At 66.4% G+C, this 17,032-nt stretch carries 17 protein-coding genes; 7 read left to right on the top strand and 10 right to left on the bottom strand.

Annotated features, from left to right (window positions below):
* Positions 1–34: 34 nt before the first annotated feature.
* The 3 genes from B5X78_RS14260 to B5X78_RS14250 all read right to left on the bottom strand — a co-directional run bounded on the left by B5X78_RS14260 (position 35) and on the right by B5X78_RS14250 (position 2,501).
* The gene (locus B5X78_RS14260) at positions 35–1,072 is read right to left on the bottom strand and encodes an NAD(P)-dependent alcohol dehydrogenase (RefSeq protein ID WP_079725173.1); all 1,038 of its coding nucleotides are present in this window, start codon (positions 1,070–1,072) and stop codon (positions 35–37) included.
* A 149-nt stretch (positions 1,073–1,221) separates the two neighbouring features.
* Positions 1,222–2,139 carry a sensor domain-containing protein gene (locus tag B5X78_RS14255; RefSeq protein ID WP_079725172.1) on the bottom strand — a complete coding sequence of 306 codons (918 nt, stop codon included), beginning with the start codon at positions 2,137–2,139 and terminating at the stop codon, positions 1,222–1,224.
* Positions 2,136–2,501, bottom strand: coding sequence for a PadR family transcriptional regulator (locus tag B5X78_RS14250; protein WP_079725171.1), 366 nt, complete (start codon positions 2,499–2,501; stop codon positions 2,136–2,138). Before B5X78_RS14250 ends, B5X78_RS14255 begins: the two co-directional genes overlap by 4 nt.
* A 183-nt stretch (positions 2,502–2,684) precedes the next feature.
* Here B5X78_RS14250 and B5X78_RS14245 point away from each other — a divergent pair, with 183 nt between their 5' ends.
* The 3 genes from B5X78_RS14245 (at position 2,685) to B5X78_RS14235 (ending at position 5,480) form a co-directional block, all read left to right on the top strand.
* Entirely contained in the window at positions 2,685–3,593 is a 909-nt protein-coding gene (locus B5X78_RS14245) for a peptidylprolyl isomerase (RefSeq protein WP_425478747.1), read from the top strand.
* 95 nt (positions 3,594–3,688) lie between these two features.
* Positions 3,689–4,021 carry a metalloregulator ArsR/SmtB family transcription factor gene (locus B5X78_RS14240; RefSeq protein WP_079725169.1) on the top strand — a complete coding sequence of 111 codons (333 nt, stop codon included), beginning with the start codon at positions 3,689–3,691 and terminating at the stop codon, positions 4,019–4,021.
* Positions 4,022–4,064: 43 nt separating this feature from the next.
* Positions 4,065–5,480: a DUF2867 domain-containing protein gene (locus B5X78_RS14235; protein ID WP_079725168.1), complete on the top strand. Its 1,416-nt coding sequence runs from the start codon at positions 4,065–4,067 to the stop codon at positions 5,478–5,480.
* On the opposite strand, the gene B5X78_RS14230 is transcribed toward B5X78_RS14235, so the two are convergent.
* Positions 5,462–6,355, bottom strand: a complete 894-nt coding sequence (locus B5X78_RS14230) for a DMT family transporter (RefSeq protein ID WP_176140918.1) — start codon at positions 6,353–6,355, stop codon at positions 5,462–5,464. The two genes, B5X78_RS14235 and B5X78_RS14230, sit on opposite strands and share 19 nt — an antisense overlap.
* A 120-nt stretch (positions 6,356–6,475) precedes the next feature.
* On the opposite strand from B5X78_RS14230, the gene B5X78_RS14225 reads away from it, so the two are divergent.
* Positions 6,476–7,393: a LysR substrate-binding domain-containing protein gene (locus B5X78_RS14225; protein WP_079725166.1), complete on the top strand. Its 918-nt coding sequence runs from the start codon at positions 6,476–6,478 to the stop codon at positions 7,391–7,393.
* Here B5X78_RS14225 and B5X78_RS14220 read toward each other — a convergent pair.
* The gene (locus B5X78_RS14220; protein ID WP_079725165.1) at positions 7,377–8,261 is read right to left on the bottom strand and encodes a DUF2785 domain-containing protein; all 885 of its coding nucleotides are present in this window, start codon (positions 8,259–8,261) and stop codon (positions 7,377–7,379) included. The genes B5X78_RS14225 and B5X78_RS14220 overlap by 17 nt on opposite strands.
* 11 nt (positions 8,262–8,272) lie before the next feature.
* Positions 8,273–8,614, bottom strand: coding sequence for a GFA family protein (locus B5X78_RS14215; RefSeq protein ID WP_079725164.1), 342 nt, complete (start codon positions 8,612–8,614; stop codon positions 8,273–8,275).
* Between the two features lie 111 nt (positions 8,615–8,725).
* Between B5X78_RS14215 and B5X78_RS14210 the strand changes: the two genes are divergently transcribed.
* Positions 8,726–10,534: a DUF885 domain-containing protein gene (locus tag B5X78_RS14210; protein ID WP_079725163.1), complete on the top strand. Its 1,809-nt coding sequence runs from the start codon at positions 8,726–8,728 to the stop codon at positions 10,532–10,534.
* 99 nt (positions 10,535–10,633) lie between these two features.
* Here the strand turns inward: B5X78_RS14210 and B5X78_RS14205 are convergent, their stop codons facing one another.
* Positions 10,634–11,671: a lipid A deacylase LpxR family protein gene (locus tag B5X78_RS14205; protein WP_079725162.1), complete on the bottom strand. Its 1,038-nt coding sequence runs from the start codon at positions 11,669–11,671 to the stop codon at positions 10,634–10,636.
* A gap of 252 nt (positions 11,672–11,923) precedes the next feature.
* Here B5X78_RS14205 and B5X78_RS14200 point away from each other — a divergent pair, with 252 nt between their 5' ends.
* Entirely contained in the window at positions 11,924–12,751 is an 828-nt protein-coding gene (locus B5X78_RS14200) for a DUF72 domain-containing protein (protein WP_079725161.1), read from the top strand.
* Positions 12,752–12,755: 4 nt separating this feature from the next.
* On the opposite strand, the gene B5X78_RS14195 is transcribed toward B5X78_RS14200, so the two are convergent.
* Positions 12,756–14,051, bottom strand: a complete 1,296-nt coding sequence (locus tag B5X78_RS14195; RefSeq protein ID WP_229730737.1) for an MFS transporter — start codon at positions 14,049–14,051, stop codon at positions 12,756–12,758.
* 140 nt (positions 14,052–14,191) lie between these two features.
* On the opposite strand from B5X78_RS14195, the gene B5X78_RS14190 reads away from it, so the two are divergent.
* Entirely contained in the window at positions 14,192–15,148 is a 957-nt protein-coding gene (locus B5X78_RS14190) for a DMT family transporter (RefSeq protein WP_079725159.1), read from the top strand.
* Positions 15,149–15,208: 60 nt separating this feature from the next.
* On the opposite strand, the gene B5X78_RS14185 is transcribed toward B5X78_RS14190, so the two are convergent.
* Both B5X78_RS14185 and B5X78_RS14180 read right to left on the bottom strand, forming a co-directional pair.
* The gene (locus B5X78_RS14185) at positions 15,209–16,276 is read right to left on the bottom strand and encodes a sensor domain-containing diguanylate cyclase (RefSeq protein WP_079725158.1); all 1,068 of its coding nucleotides are present in this window, start codon (positions 16,274–16,276) and stop codon (positions 15,209–15,211) included.
* Between the two features lie 5 nt (positions 16,277–16,281).
* Positions 16,282–17,001, bottom strand: a complete 720-nt coding sequence (locus tag B5X78_RS14180) for a pseudouridine synthase (RefSeq protein WP_079726203.1) — start codon at positions 16,999–17,001, stop codon at positions 16,282–16,284.
* Between the last annotated feature and the right edge of the window lie 31 nt (positions 17,002–17,032).

The raw sequence follows: 17,032 nt of genomic DNA, 5'->3' as shown, positions 1-17,032 counted from the left end.
GCTCGCGCGGGGCTTTTTTCATAGGGCGAACACCTCAGGGCGTCAGCACCGCACGCCCGCGCACTTTGCCTTCGCGCAGCCACTGGTACACCTGCACCGCCTGCTCCAGCGGATGCGACTGCACGTCCACCTGGATCCGCCCGGCCTCGGCCAGCGCGATCACTTCCATCAGCTCGGTGCGCGAGCCCCAGTACGGGACGGTGACTTGACACCCGTACGGCGGCCGATTGGCGGCGTGATGCACCACGCCGCCGCCCAGTCCGACCACGCTCAGACGACTGTTGCGCCCGACCACCTGCGCGCCCAGATCCACGGTGGCCTGTGCACCGACGAAATCCAGCACCACGGTGACACCACGCGGGCCGACCAGCTGCTTTATCCCTTCGAGTGCCGCGTCGCCGTCACGGGTGTTGAACGTATGCGCCACGCCCAGGTGACGCGCATGCGCCAGCTTGGAATCATCGATATCGCCGGCGATCAAGGTGGCCGGCGTGAGCGCCTTGAGCAGCTGCACGGCCATGTGACCCAGGCCGCCGATGCCGATGACCAGCACGCTCGCGTCCGGCGTCAGCATCGGCAGTGCGGTCTTGATGGCGTGGTAGGGGGTGAGCGCGGCGTCACTCAACGGCGCAGCGGTCACCGGATCCAGCTTGCCCAGCGGCACGAGTTGGCGCGCCGACGGCACCAGCATGTATTCCGCCATGCCGCCATCGGATCCCAATCCACCGCCCATGGTGCCCAGCAGCGCGTGGTTCTCGCAGTAGTTTTCCGCCGAGGTCTGGCAGGTGTGGCAGCGGCCACAACCCCAGGGACCGTACACGGCGACGGCGTCGCCTTCCTTCCACCCCTCGACACCTTGTCCCAGCGCGGCGACATGGCCTGCATTCTCGTGGCCGAGGGTGAACGGACCCGACAAACCCAGCGGCTCATCGAGGATGTGCAGATCCGAATGACAGACGCCTGCACCGGCGATCTTCAGCAGCACCTGGCCGGGGCCCGGCGTGGGCTTGGGCAGGTCAACCACTTCCGCCGGCTTGCCCGTCTGGATGAATCGCACCGCTTTCATCTTCATGGCGCCGCTCCACGGGAGGAAGCGTCAGGATCCGCCCGACTGGTTACATCAGGGTGAAGGCGCAGGCAGCACGCCACGGCGCCGCACTGGAAAGAAAAAGCCCCGCTTGCGCGGGGCTTTCCTGGTGGCGGACAGGTGTGCCGGTTCGGTTACACCACCGGATTGCTCACCAGCAACTGCTTGGCCAACCAACCGTGGATTTTGCCGATGCCACGGGCCAGATGCATGGTGGCGAACAGCAGCAACACGCCAATCACGAACAGCAGCGGCACCGCGAAGTACATGCCGGGATCGCCCACCGACCAGAAGCCGAAGTTGATGTCCCAGGAGTGCGGCAGGAACAGCGCCAGCGGGGCGGCGGCCAGACCCAGGGCCAGGCTCAACAAGGTGACCGCGACACTGAAATACGCGGTGCCCAACGGCATCATCAACAAGAAGTACAGCATGGCCGTCCAGGTGCGGCGGTCGGTGAACATCTCGCCGATGCGGGTCATCCACGGCTTGTCGCGCTGCGTGTACAGCGGACGACGCGGCATGCGTTCGCCCAGCAGCACCTCGACGATGCGGCCTTCCACCAACGACAGCAGGCGCACCGAAGCCAGGAACAGCATCAGCAGCGGGATGCCGACGATCAGAATCATCAGGCCGGCCGACAGGCTCGCGCCGGTCACCACCCAGGTGAAGTAGAACGTGCCGGTAGCCAACGACAGCAGCATGTAGAACAGCGCGCCGTAGGTGCGCGAATCAGCGGCCACGCCGAAGAAGCGGCCGATCAACGATTCGCGCTTGGGCGGCGCCGGCGGCTTCAGGGCGCGGGTCACCGTCACTTCGGTGTCGCGATAGATATCGGCCACCTCGGCCGGCGCGCCGTAACTGCCGGCCACCGATGCGATCACTTCGGCCTCGCTCTTGCCGGCCTGTTCGGACAGTTCCGAGCGCAGGTATTCCTCGGCGTCGTAGAGCGCGTCCTGGATCAGCGCCGGGTCCGAACCCGCCAATGCGGCGCGCAGCTGTTCCAGGTACTCGGGGATGGTGGTGGGAAGACGCGGAGCGGATTCGATGTTCATGCGGTTATCCCCGTCAGGACGGAATCAACGGAATCGCGGGTGGCGCGCCAGGCGGCCGCCCACGTCTGCAGGGTCTGCCGCCCTGCCTCGGTAATACGGTAATAGCGGCGCGGCGGACCCGAGACCGAGGGTTCGACGAAACTCTCCAGCAGGGCCCCGCCTTCCAGGTTGCGCAGCACCGGGTAAAGCGCGCTTTGCTTGCCACTGAGCACGCCCTCCCCGACCCGCTCCAACTGCTTGGCGATCAGGTAGCCGTACAGCGGTTCCCCGGCCCGGGCCAGCACCGCCAGCAGGGCCAGCGAGACCGTACCGGCGCTGAGCTCTTTCTGGAACTTCTTCAATTGGGCATCCACATCGACCATGGCGCGCCTCCTTGACTAGCTTGGAGACAACACTAGTGCGAACTTGGGTATAGCGAATGTGCAGGTAGTCATGGCTACTTCTGCCCACGGCCCGCTGCGGCCCCGGCAAAGGGAGACAGCGCCACCGGGACTCTGCGTAGAATCGACGCCTTCACACGCCACCGGACCGGACCGCCCATGACCCTGCGCCTCGCCCTGCTCGCCTCCGCCCTGGCCTTTGCCACCTTGCCGGCCCACGCGGCCGAGCCGCAGAAGAGCAAATACCGCAGCGCGCAGGAAATCCTGGAGGCCTCGCCGGCCCAGGACTGGCGCCGGTTGGATCCGGCCAACACGCTTTACCTCGAGCTGGAAAGCGGACGCGTGATCATCGAACTGGCGCCGGCCTTTGCGCCGGAGCACGTAGGCAACATCCGCACGCTGGCGCATGAGGGCTTCTGGAACGGCCTGTCGATCTACCGCTCGCAGGACAACTGGGTGGTGCAGTTCGGCGACCCCACCGAAGAGGAAAGCCAGCGCAAGTCGATGGGCAGCGCCAAGCCCAAGCTGCCCGCCGAGTTCGAGCGTAAGGCCGATGATTTGAAGTTCGACGTGCTGCCGGACAGCGACGGCTGGGCGCCGCAGGTGGGCTTTGTCGATGGCTTCCCTGCCGCCCGTGACCCGAAGACCGGCCAGGCCTGGATGGCGCATTGCTACGCCACCTTGGGCGCGGGTCGCGATACCGCCGCCGACAGCAGCAACGCCACCGAGTTGTACGTGGTGATTGGGCAGTCACCTCGTCAACTGGATCGCAACATCACCGTGGTCGGCCGCGTGGTCAAGGGCATGGAATTGTTGAGCGTGCTCAAGCGCGGCCCGGAACCGATGGGCATGTATGCCGACAAGGCCGACTACACCCCGATTCGCGCCATCCGCCTGGCCAGCGACGTGCCCGAAGCCGAACGCACGCCGCTGGAACTGCTGCGCACCGATTCGCGCAGCTTCACCGATGCCACCGAAGCACGCCGCAATCGTCGCGACCCGTGGTACGTGCGCCCGGCCGGCCATATCGATGTGTGCAATGTGCCGTTGCCGGTGCGGTCGCCGAAGAAGTGAACCTGGAGGCGCCGCGAGGCGCCTTCTTCATTCGGGCCCTTGACAAGCCAGCCAATGAATTAGATATTTAACTAATCCGTTAACTCTTTAGTTCCATGGCCATCGATCAAGTCTTCGAAGCCCTTGCCTCGCGCCCTCGCCGGGAAATCCTGGCCTACCTGTCGGCGCAGGAACTGACTGCGGGCGACATCGGCAAACGTTTCGAGATGAGCGCACCGGCAATCTCGCGCCATCTTTCCGTGCTGGAAAATGCTGGCCTGGTCAGCAGCGAACGGCGCGGCCAATTCGTTTTCTACCGCCTGGTCCCGGACAGCCTGGTCAACACACTGACCGGATTCGCCTTTGAAATCTGTCCAACCGCCGGACCGCTAAAGCGCGAGGCCAGACAGCTGGCTGGCGCGAAGAAGAAGCCCGGTCCGGCGCGCTGAGTTTCCAACACACACCACATTTCCTTTTGCAGCGAGGCTTGCCATGTCACGCAATACGGAACGGGTCAGTGGTTTTCCCAGCGCGCGCTTGCCGTCCTACTGCGGCGGACTGCCGGTGGAAGTGGTGCTGGTCGCCCAACTGGGACATGGCGCAGGCGATCGCCTGATTGCCGATGCGGGCGATCGCCAACGTGGCCATCTCGGGTTCATCGATGAGCTCGACGAACCCTCCGTGCGCATCGGCGCTCCGGACATCGAGAAGGGCGATGCCACCGCGTTGTACTCGTTCGCAGTCGGCGCCCATGGCCATCCCTTCCATCGCCACGCCGGGCATCGCGTGTTCACCGCCATCACAGGCAGCGGCGGCGCGCTGCTGCGTTTTTCCACCGCGTCCGATGCGCAACTGGCCGCCGACCCCCGCCATTTCCTGCACGCGCTGCGCCAGGTAAGGCTGCCGGCTGATTGCTTGTTCACCGTGCGCTTTGGCGACGGCGCCTGGCATCAGTTCGCGCCACTGCGGACGTCGTCGCGGCATCCCGTGTTCTTCGCGCTGTCCTGCCACACCAACGAGCTCGGTGGACCGCTGACAGACAGCGAGCGACAACAGGTCGCGGCAGGCACGGCCAACCTGGCGTCCTTGACCGAGTTGTTGCCCGAGGTAGTGGCCCGTGTGGCCGCCTCGCGCTCCGCCGATGATGCGATGACGCCGACCATTTCACTGTCGCTGGAAGCCCCAGCAGACAGCGCCATCGCCGCGCTGTGCGCGCACGCGCGCGCCGCCAGCGGGCGGCTGCGGGCGTGGATCGGTTTGTGCCGGCACGCCGGCGGTTTCATCAGCGCGCGCCGCATACCCGTACAGGCGATGCCCGCCACGCCCGCCGATTCGCTACTGGCGGGCGAACTGCCCGCGCATCACCACGATGACAGCTTCGTCCTCACTCAAGCGGTCCCGACGCGGCGCAACGCGGAAGACTGGTTGGCGCAGGTGCTGGACGGTTTCCTGCAGCAGCGGCCTGCCGGCGTCACCTGGTTGATGCGTCTGCGCAACGTACTGGTGCGGCCTTTGCGCCTGCGCACGTCGCCGTTGGGATGTCCGGTGTCATCGTTGCTTTCGGACCAGCGCGACAGTCTCTTCCTGGGCCGCTATCCAGTCCTCGTCCAGAAGATTGATGCCGATGGACGGCGTGCCCAGGTGATTCTGGGTGCCGACGACCGCCATCTGCGGTTCCGTTCCTGCGTCGGCGTGCAGTTGCTGGACAATGGCCGCATCGAGATAAGCCTCGGCACCCGCGTGCAGTGCACGAACCTGTTTGGCCGCTGCTACATGGCGACCATCGCGGCCGCGCACCGCCGCTACATCTCTCCCAGCATGTTGCGGCACGCGGCCGAGTTCGCGCTGGGCGAACCGGCCACGGCGACGGCAAAGCCAAGCGACGGGATTCAGCCCGCCTTGCGCTGACTAAACGCCACACTCCCCAGAATCAACACACCCGCCCCCAGCATCGCCGGCGTCACCGGCTCACCCAGGAACATCCACGCGAATGCCGCGCCGAACAGCGGCACCAGATAGGTGACGGTGGCGGCGCGCGCCGGGCCGATGCGCTGGATCAAGCGGTAGTACAGCAGGAAGGCGTAGCCGGTGCAGACGATGCCGATGGCGATCGCACTGCCCCACGCCACCGGTGCAATCGGGTGGTCCGGCCAGTGCGTCGCGGCGAACGGCGCCAGCACCAACGCCGAGCAACTCAGCGTGGCGGCAGCGGCGGCGGCAGGCGGAATGCCAGCGAGATGGCGACGCACCAGATTGACGCCGACGCCATACAGCAACGCTGCGGTCGAACCGGCCACCACCGCCATGCCCACGCTCAGGCCACCGGCCTTGCTGGTGGCCAGCAGCACCACGCCGGCAAAGCCGACCAGCAGGGCGATGGCGCGACGTGTGCCGATCTTCTCGCCGAAGAACAGAAAGCCAATCAACGCAGCGAACAACACCGTCATCGCGTTGCAGATCGCGCCGATGGCCGCGGGTGAGCGTTGCGCCGCCCAGGCGAACAACAGGAACGGAATGGCCGAGTTGATCACGCCGATGATCGCCAGCTTGGGCCACATGGCGCGGCTGATGTAAGCGCGGTCGCGCCACAGGAACGGCAGCAGGATGATCGCGCCCAGCGCCAGTCGGATGTCGACCAGGGCGAACGCGCCGAACGGCTTGGCGGCGATACGCATGAACAGGAATGAGCTGCCCCAGATGGCGCCCAGCACCAGCAGCTCCAGCGGCGTGCGCCAGTCGCGGGTCATGGGAGTACTCGGGTTGGCCAGGGTTTGTGCCGCCACGCCGTCGCTGCTTGCCATTGCCGTGCGCCTGTTTTGTGTCTGCGGCCATTGTCCCTGGACGCCGGAAAGCCACAAGCGCATAGAATGCGAGGGAGCCACAAATTTCGTTCAAGTCTGGCCATGAACCTGCGCCCTGCCCTGTTGCCCGCCCTGGGCGTGTTTGCCGCCGCCGCCCGCCACCAGAACTTCGCCCATGCGGCCGAAGAGCTGCATCTGACTGCGAGCGCGGTGAGCCACCATATCCGCAAGCTGGAATCGCTGCTGGGCGTGGTGCTGTTCCAGCGCCATGCGCGCGGGGTCAAGCTGACTCTGGAAGGCCGGCAACTGGCGGATGCGGCGACCAGCGCACTCAGCGACATCGAAGGTGTGGCCGCCAATCTGCGCCATGCCGATGGCGTGTCGGTGCTGCGCGTGGCGACCCTGCATTCGCTGACCTACTGCTGGTTGCTGCCGCGGCTGGCGCGCTTCACCGCCCTGCATCCGCACATCCGCCTGCAGGTGGATACGGGCATCGCACTGACCCGCTTCGAGGAAGGCGGGCCGGATCTGGGCATCCGCCATGGGCCGGGACAATGGCCGGGGCTGACCGCGCAGCATCTGATGGACGACGAATTGTTTCCGGTGGCCTCGCCGGCATTACCGGGCGTGGCCGCGATCGCCGCGCCGCGCGACATCGCCCGCCTGCCGCTGGTCACCGATCTGGCGTTGCAAGGCTGGCGCGACTGGTTCCGTGCGGCCGGCGTGCGCGGCTTGCGGCTGCCGCAGATGCACAGCTTCAGCGACAGCACCGATGCGATGCAGGCCGCGGTCTATGGCGTGGGCGCCGCGTTGGCCCGGCGCGTGGTGGCGCAGCCTTATCTGCAACGCGGCGAACTGCTGCGCCTGCCGGGCCCCGCGTTGAACGCGCGCTTCGCCTACTACGCGGTGTACCCGAGCCACCGACCGCCACGGCCGGTGGTGCAGACCTTCATCGACTGGCTGCGCAGCCAGACGGCGGAGACGGAGATTCCGCCGCCGCCGGCTACGGCACGGATTTGACGCCTGCCACGATCGCCGGCTTCAGCCCGTTGATCTGGCTGTCGGTGGATTGATCGGATTCCAGGTACAGGCCACTGAGGAAAGCAATCAGATCATGCCGGCGCGCCAGCCAGGCGGGATCCTGGTAGGCCAGTTCCTGGTTGCCCAGGCGGGAAGCCAGGCCGGTGAACCAGCCCTGCCACTCCGCTTCGGTCAACAGACCACGCTTGGCGATGAAGACCACCGGCCGCGCCAGGCGACCCGGTTCGCCGAACACATACGCGTGCGCCTGCTCGGGAACAATCTGGCTGGCCAGCGCGGCCAGGATGCGATCCACCTGCTTGCGATCGACCTGCTCGTTGGACGCCAGCTGCAGCAGCCAGTCCGCGCCGTGGGCCACGCCATGGCGCCAGCCTGCGCCCGCCTCGAAACCACGGTAATCGCGCACCGACGTTTCGTAGTCGGTCGCCCGCACGACCATGGCATTGCGTTCCTTCTTGCTCATCCACGGCTCGATGCGATCGGTACGCGCCACTTCCGACAGCACCAGCGCGGCAAACGGATGGGCGAAACCCGCCGGATCTTCCGCATCCAACATCTTGTACAGCCGCGTCATCAGCGTGCGGCGCGTGTCTTCCGACAACTGCTTGCCGCGCATCCAGGCAGTCAGGGCCTCGTAGGCGATGCCATCGCGCAGCGCCGGATCCGGATCGGCCAGGCAATCCACCAGGGCCAGCGCCAGGGTGGCGCGCTGGGCGTCATCGGCCAGCGCAAACTCCTGCTGCTTGAGCAGATCCAGCGAGGGGCGATCCGTGCCCTCGGGAGGACAGCCGGCGTAGGCGAACGAAGAACACGACAACAGGGCCAGACACGCGATTCGTTGCCACATGCAGTGAGTCCTCAGAATTTTGCGCCATCGACATGGGTGACCTGCAGTGCAGCCAGATCCACCGACGGCACGCAACGCAGGTTGACCGCGGTCATCGGTTGCGGACGCTCGCCTTGGCCGAACACGCTCACGCCGCAGTGCGCGCAGAACGAATGCTGGATGCTGTGCGTGTTGAAGGTGTAGGTGGAGACGGCGTCCGGCGACGTGGTCAGCTGGAAGGCCGCGCGCGGCACCGCCCACATGATCATCGCCTTGCGCCGGCAGATCGAGCAGTTGCAGTCGAACACATCGGCGATCTCGCCTTCCACTTCGAACGCGATGCGTCCGCAATGACAGCTTCCTTCGTACTTCATGGCGGCTCTCCTGCGCGGCAATCGGCCAAGGGTAATCGAATGGCAGATGCGGCGACACTGTCCGCGGCCTATGCTGTAGGCAATCCCTTTGTGCACTGCCGCGAGAATCCCATGCGCCCCAGCCTGCTTGCCCTTGCCTTGATCGCCAGCCTGTCCGCCTGCCAGCGCACGGAAGCGCCCAGCGCCACGCCGGCCGGCGCCAGCGCCGCCGCCAACAGCACCGAAGCGGCGGATGCGAAGTTCAGCGAATTCTCCCGGCGCGCGCTGGCTGGCTGGCTGCAGCTCTCGCCGGTCAACGCCACCCAGATTGGCGAGCACCGGTACGACGGCGAGATCGATGATCTCAGCGAAACCGGGCGCAAGGCGGGTGTCGACTTTGCCCGCAAGACCCTGGCCGACCTGGACGCCATCGACGTCAGCCAGCTCTCGCGCGAGAACCAGGTGGATGCGGCGATCCTGCGCAACCAGCTTCAGTACGACGTGTGGGCCAGCGAAACCCTGCAATCGTGGGCGACCGATCCGCAGATCTACAACGGCCTGGCCGGCGGTGCGCTGTACAACCTGATGGCGCGCGAGTTCGCGCCGCTGCCGGATCGCCTGAAGTCGGCCACCGTGCGGATGGAGAAGATTCCCGGCCTGCTGGCGCAGGCGCGCGCCAACCTGGATCCCGCGCGTGTGCCGCAGATCCACGCGCAGACCGTGGCCAAGCAGAACGCCGGCATCCTCAGCATCGTCGAGGCCTTCATCACCCCGCATGCCAAGGAGTTGGCGGAAGCCGATCAACAACGCCTGGCCGCCGCCACCGACACGCTGAAGAAAGCCGTGGCCGAACACCAGCAATGGCTGGACAAGACCCTGGTGCCCAACGCCAAGGGCGACTTCCGCATCGGCGCGCAGTTGTATGACCAGAAGCTCAAGTTTGCGCTGGTGTCCTCGCTCTCGCGCGCGGACATCAAGCAGCGTGCGGAGAACGAACTCAAGCGCGTGCGCGGCGAGATGTACGGCATTGCCCAGCAGGTGCTGAAGGATCGGCCCGGTGCGCCGGCGTTGGGCGATCAGCCGGATGACGCCACCCAGCAGCGCGCCATCGAAGCGGCGCTGGAACTGGCCTATGCCGAGCGGCCCGCACGCGATGCGGTGGTGGCCGATGCGGAAGCGGCCTTGAAGTCGGCCACCGACTTTGTCCGCGCCAAGGATCTGGTGACCCTGCCGGATGCGCCGGTGGACATCATCGAGATGCCGGAATTCCAGCGCGGCGTGGCGGTGGCTTACTGCGATTCACCCGGTCCGCTGGACAAGAACCTGAAGACCTTCTACGCGATTTCGCCGATTCCCACCGAGTGGTCGCAGGCGCAAGTGGATTCGTTCCTGCGCGAATACAACAGCCGCATGATCCATCTGCTGAGCATCCACGAAGGCACGCCGGGCCATTATCTGGAAGGCTGGCACTCGGGCAAGTTCCCGTCGACCCTGCGCGCGGTGCTGCGCTCGGGCCTGTTTGCCGAGGGCTGGGCGGTCTACACCGAACGGATGATGGCCGACGCCGGCTACTTGAACAACGACCCGCTGTTCCGCCTGGTGCAGTTGAAGTTCTACCTGCGCACCATCGCCAACGCGATCCTGGATCAAGGCGTGCACGTGGATGGCTGGAGCAAGGAACAGGCGATGGACCTGATGGTACGCCAGACCTTCCAGCAGGAACGCGAAGCCGACGGCAAGTGGACCCGTGCGCAATTGAGTTCGGCGCAGTTGCCGACCTACTTCGTCGGCGCGCAGGAGCACTTCGATCTGCGCAAGGCGATGGAAGCCAAGCTGGGCGACAAGTTCAACGCCAAGGCTTACCACGATCAGGTGCTGTCGTACGGCGCGCCGCCGGTGCGCTTCGTGCGTGAGCTGATGCTGGACGAGCCGATCCAGTAAGCACGCCGAGAGCGCCCTCATCCGGCGCTGCGCGCCACCTTCCCCCGCAAGCGGGGGAAGGGGTCTGCTTCTGCTCCCTCCCCGCAAGCGGGGAAGGGTTTAGAACTGCCGCGAAATCGTGAAGCTGCCGAACACCGGCCGCTCACGCTGCGTATCGAATTCGCGGCTGCGGTGGTAGCGCGCCAGGGCGAATTTCCAGCGGCCGTACATGAAGGCCATGCCATAGCCGTACTCGGCCACGACCGGGCGCTTGTCCACGCTGTGGCTGTCGCGGAAGGTGTTGCCGTCCAGGGTGATGTCGTACAACACCCAGCGCACGTCAGTGGTCAGGAACATGTGGAAACCCAGCACGTGCGGTGGAATGCGGCTGCCGGTGGGCGCGGTGTTCTCGCCGGCCGGGCGCAGCGGCGTGCTGCCGAAGTCATTGGGCAGGTAGCGGCCGAACCGCACTTCCGCGCCACCGTTGGCATAGGTGGTCAGGTTGCCGAGCGTGCCACCCCAGTGGCCGATGGCATCCCAACTCCAGACGCCCCGGTCGTGCGGTTCAATGCGCTCCATGCGCTCATGCACCAGGCGGAACACCGGCTCGTCATGCAACTGGTTGTCCCAGCCCATGAATTTCTCGCCGCCCACCATCTTGTGGACTTCGCTCTGGATCTGCTTGCCGAGTGCGGACTCGCCGACCAGGCCCAGTTGCAGCTGGGTGGTGCGCAGGCTGTCGCCCTTGCGCGCGTTGTAGCCCAGGCTGACCAGCAGCACGCCCGCATAGGGACGGTCATCCGGGATTACTTCAGTCGCGGTGGGATCCTGCGGAGTGAAGATGCCATGGCCGAAACTCACCACCATGTTCTGCTGGTCGAAGCCTTCCGGGGTCAAGGCATTGAGGTAGCCATTGAACCAGCGCGCCAGTCGCGGCAGGCAGGGATCGTTGGTGTAGTCCATCAAGTTGGGCGAGACCAGCGTCAACATCACGCCGTTGCTGTAACCCTGGTCCTGGTTGCCGAACAAATCGTTGTCGACCCGGAAGTTGACCGTGGGCGGAAGATCGGTGGCCTCATTGCAGTAATCGCGGGCAAGGGCTTGCGCGCTGCACAGCGCAAGCACGGCCAGCAGGGCGAAACGTCCTGTCGGGCGCATGGGGGATCCGGTGGTTCTGGGGGGGACGGCAAGCGGCCGGCATTCGGCCGATTCCGGATAGGCGCCACGATAAAGGAATGTGCGTGAATTCACAGGATGCAGGGCGGCACGCACTATCCTGATATTGGGCAATCCACGCTTGCCTTCGCTACGCTGCCTTGCCTGATCCTCCTGCATGAGCCCTGCCGACCCGACCATGCCAGCCGCTGCCTCTCACTTGCTCGCCCGGCCCTGCTGTCCGGCGGCGCCCCGATGACCCCAGCACGCTCGCGCCCGCCGACCGGCGCAGGCGCGATCCATGTCGGCGTGGGCGGCTGGGTTTACGCGCCCTGGCGCGACAACTTCTACCCGGCCGGGCTGGTGCAACGCCTGGAGCTGGAGTACGCCAGTCGCCAGCTCACCGCCATCGAAATCAACGGCACCTACTACGGCGCGCAGAAGCCGGCCACGTATGCCAAGTGGCGCGAGCAGACGCCGCCGGGCTTCGTGTTCTCGGCCAAGGCGCCGATGCGGATCGTGCAGGCGCGGGTCTTGGCCAAGACCGGCAAACAAGTCGAGGACTTTGTCGGCGGCATCGCCGAACTGGGTGATCGGCTCGGGCCACTGGTCTGGCAGTTCGAAGGCCAGGGTCGCCTGCAGCGCGAAGACTTCGCCGCGTTCCTGGCACTGCTGCCGCGCAGCGCCGGCGGTCGCCACCTGCGGCATGTGCTGGATGTGCGCGATGCCGCCTTCGCCAATGCGGATCTGATTGCGCTGGCGCGACAGCATGAGGTCGCCACGGTGTTCACCGACGCCGCAGAACATCCCAACTTCGCCGACCTCGGCACGGATTTCGTCTATGCGCGTTTGATGCGCACGCAGGCCAGCCGCGCCACCGGTTACACCGCCCAGGCGCTGGCCGGCTGGGCCGATATCGCCCGGCGCTGGGCACATGGTGAGGATCCGCCCGGACTTCCGCACCTGCTGGAGCCGTTGAAGAAGGCAGCGCCACGCGAGGTCTACGTGTACTTCATCAATGGCGCCAAGGAGCGCAATCCGGCCGCGGCCATGGCCTTGCTGGCGGCGCTGGGCAAGCGCTGAGCGATCAGCCCGGCGCGCTGCGCCGGGTCAGCATCCAGCTCGACAGCAGCACGCCCATCACGCAGGTAAAGGCCACGTAGTGCGCGGGCGCCAACGGCCCCAGGCGCTGCGCCAACCAGGCCACCAGCGGCGGCGTCATCGCGCCGAACAGCGCGTAGGCCACGTTGTAGGAGAACGACACGCCCGAAAACCGCACCGCCGGCGGGAAGGCATGGATCAGCAGCGACGGCACCGCGCCGGTAACACCGATGCTCAGACCCAGCAGTGCGTAGTGCCAGAGGAAGCCGCTCTGATCACCCTGGGCCAAAGGCCAGTACAGCAGGTAGATGCAGGCGAGCAGCAACAACGATCCCACCAGGATCGTCACCGCCACGCCCAGCCGGTCCACCGCCCAGCCCGACAGCAGGCAGCCGACGATCAACGCCGTGGTGGCGATGCTGCCGCCGAGGAAGGCCAATGACGCCGGCAACTGGAAAGCCGCCTGCACCAGGTTGGGGGTGAGCAGCACGCCGACCACGATCGCCGCGGTCAGCAACCACGAGGCCAGGATGCCGCGCAGCACCGCACCGCCATGGCCCGCCAGCACGTCGCGCACCGGCAGGCCCTGCACCAGTTCGCGGCGCGCCTGCATGGCGATGAACACCGGCGTTTCCTGCAACCAGCGACGCAGGAACACGGCGAACAGGCCGAACGCACCACCGAGCAGGAACGGCACCCGCCACAGACCACCGCTGACTTCGGCAGGGCTGAAGGCGGTGTTGATCCAGGTGGCCAGCAACGAGCCAATGAGGATGCCGGCGGTGAGGCCGGCGGTCAGGCTGGCGCAGGCAAAGCCAATGCGGTTGGCGGGCACATGCTCGGCCACGAACACCCACGCCCCCGGCACTTCGCCCCCCACCGCGATGCCCTGCACGATCCGCAGCAGCAACAACAGCAGCGGCGCCAGCACGCCAATCTGCGCGTAGGTGGGCAGCAGGCCAATCAGCAACGTGGGCACCGCCATCAACAGCACGCTGAGGGTGAACATGCGCTTGCGTCCACCGCGGTCGCCGAAGTGCGCCATCACGATGCCGCCCAACGGCCGCGCCAGATAGCCGGCGGCGAAGATGCCGTACACCTGCAGCTGCGCCAGCCAGGGTGCGGTGCCCGGAGGAAAGAACAGCTCGCCCAGCACCTTGGTGAAGAAGACGAACACCACGAAGTCGTAGAACTCCAGCGCGCCGCCGAGCGCGGCCAGACCCAGGGTCTTGGCGTCATGACGGGTGAAGTCGCGGTGGCTGATGGCGGCGGCAGTGCTCACGCGGCGGTCCGGGTCGTCGGGTGCAAGGACGCGACATTGGCATGCGTCGGCCGCAGCGTCCATCACCGGCCGGACGCCTTCGCAACAATGTGTCGCCCATCGCTCTCGCTCGACCGGCGCGGTGCGCCACAATAGCGCCCATGCCGATGACCGCCCACGCCAAAGCGCAACTGCAAATCCATTTCTGTGTCCTGCTGTGGGGCTTCACCGCCATCCTCGGCAAACTGATCACCCTGCCCGCACTGCCGCTGGTGTGGTGGCGCATGCTGCTGGTGGTGGTGGCGCTGGCCGTGCTGCCCAGCGTGTGGCGTGGCCTGCGGGCAATGCCGGCACGCCTGATCTGGGCCTATGCCGGTATCGGCGCGCTGGTGTCGCTGCATTGGCTGACGTTCTACGGCGCCATCAAGCTGGCCAACGCCTCGGTGGCCGCCACCTGCATCGCGCTGGCGCCGGCGTTTACTGCGGTCATCGAACCGTGGCTGGCGCGTCGCCCGTTCTCGGCGCGTGAGCTCGCCTTTGGCGTGGCGGTGTTGCCGGGCGTGGCGCTGGTGGTCGGCGGCGTCCCCGACGACATGCGCCTGGGCGTGCTGGTGGGCGCGATATCGGCGTTGCTGGTGGCCCTGTTCGGATCTTTGAACAAGCGGCTGGTCGAACACGGCGACCCGTTGACCGTCACCGCGCTGGAACTGGGTGCCGGCACCCTGCTGCTGACCGCACTGGCGCCGCTGATGCCGTTGATTTTCCCGGTGTTCGCCGGCCCGCTGCTGATCGTGCCCAGCCTCAGCGACGGCGCCTACCTGCTGGCGCTGTCGCTGCTGTGCACGCTGCTGCCGTTCGCGTTGTCACTGGTCGCCCTGCGCCATCTGAGCGCCTACGGCGTGCAGCTGGTGACCAACCTGGAGCCGGTCTACGCGATCCTGCTGGCGATTCCGCTGCTGGGCGAACAGCGCGAACTGACGCCGCTGTTCTACGCCGGCGTGGCGATCATCCTGGCCGCGGTGTTCCTGCATCCCCTGCTCGAGCGGCGCAAACGCGGCGCACCGGTGCAGCATCCGGAAGTGCTGGGAACGTCCGAAGCCAAGCAACTGGTGGATTGATCACCCTTCCGCAAGCCGCCCCGCAAGCGCCCGCCCCAAGCCGCCGACGCGGCCAGCCGCTCAGCCGCAGCTGACCCGGTCGCGACCGTTGCGCTTGGCCTCGTACAGCGCCGCATCGGCGCGCTTGAACAGATCATCCGGCGCGTCGCCGCGACGGAAGCCGGTCAGGCCGATGCTCACCGAAATCGGCAGGCCCATCGACAGCAGCCCCACCGATTCGCGCACGTATTCGCAGAGCAGCCGCGCTTCTTCCAGCGAAGTGCCCGGCATCAGGATCACGAACTCCTCGCCGCCATAGCGCGCGGCCATGCCACGGCCGGCAAACTGTGCCTTGAGCAGATCCGACAAGGCCGCCAGCACGCGATCGCCTTCGTCATGGCCATGCACATCGTTGACGGTCTTGAAGTGATCCACGTCCAGCACCGCCACCGCAAAGCCATCGCCACTGGCCATGGCCTTGTCGATGGCCGTGGCCAACGCCACCGAGAACGCGCGGCGATTGGGCAGGCCGGTCAGGGGATCGGTGCGGGTCTGCTCGGCCAGGTCGGCATTCTGTTGTTCCAGCTCGTGCTGGTAGTGCTGCAGCTGTTGCTCGTACCACTCGCGTTCGCGCAGTTGCAGGCTCAGCGCGCGGCTGACCCGGCGCATTTCCAGCAGATGGGTGACCTGGCGTGACAGTGCTTCGAGCGCCTGCAGCTGGAAGTGTTCCAATTGCCGTGGCTGCTTGTCGATCACGCACAGCGTGCCCAGCGCGAAGCCTTCCTGGCTGACCAGCGGCGCGCCGGCGTAGAAGCGGATGCCCGGCTCGTCCATCACCAGCGGGTTGTCGGAGAAGCGCGCATCCTGGGTGGCGTCGTTGACCACGGTAATCGCCTGCGGGGTCAGGATCGCATGCGCGCAGAAGGAGGTGTCGCGGATCGTTTCCGCATCATCCAGCCCCAGCCGCGCCTTGAACCATTGACGGTCGCGGTCGATCAGGCTGACCGAGGCCATCGGCACCGCGCAGATGCCGGCCGCAATCACCACCAGATCATCGAAGCCCTGCTCCGGCGCGGAATCGAGGATGTCGAAACTGCGCAGCGCGGCCAGGCGGGCTTCTTCGTTGGCGGGCGGAAGCGGTTTTCCCATGGCAGTTACCAGTCGGTATGTGCAGGCAACAGGGCGCGCAGTTCGGCGTCGGTCAGATTGCGCCACTGACCGGGCTTGAGCGCACCCAGCTTGAGGTTGTCGATGCGCACGCGGCGCAGTTGGGTCACCCGATAGCCAAACTCGGCCGACATCAGGCGGATCTGCCGGTTCAGGCCCTGGGTCAGCACGATGCGGAAGCCGAACTTGGCCAGCCGCGCGGTCTTGCAGGGCAGCGTCATCTGCCCGTGGATGCGCACGCCGCGGGCCATGCCGCGCAGGAATTCATCGGTGACCTGCTTGTTGACCGCCACCAGGTATTCCTTCTCGTGGCGGTTCTCGGCACGCAGGATCTGGTTGACGATGTCGCCATTGCTGGTCAACAGGATCAGGCCTTCGGAATCCTTGTCCAGCCGGCCGATCGGAAAGATGCGCTGCTCGTGGCCGACGAAGTCGACGATGTTCCCCTTGACCGAACTCTCGGTGGTGCAGGTCACGCCCACCGGCTTGTTGAGCGCGATGTACACGTGCTTGCGCTTGCCCGCCTTGGCCGTGCGCGCGCGCAGCGACTGGCCGTCGACCTTGACCTCGTCGTCCTCGCCCACCACCGCGCCCATGCCGGCGGGCTGGCCGTTGACGGTGACCCGCTTCTCGGCAATCAGGCGATCGGCCTCGCGGCGGGAACAGAAGCCGGATTCGGCGATGTGCTTGTTGAGGCGGGTCGTCATGCCGCCATTATCCGGCATCCGCGCGCCGCTT

Origin of the sequence: Pseudoxanthomonas indica (assembly GCF_900167565.1) — a bacterium.
Taxonomy (GTDB): domain Bacteria; phylum Pseudomonadota; class Gammaproteobacteria; order Xanthomonadales; family Xanthomonadaceae; genus Pseudoxanthomonas_A; species Pseudoxanthomonas_A indica.
This window is presented reverse-complemented; position numbering and strand designations above follow the sequence as displayed.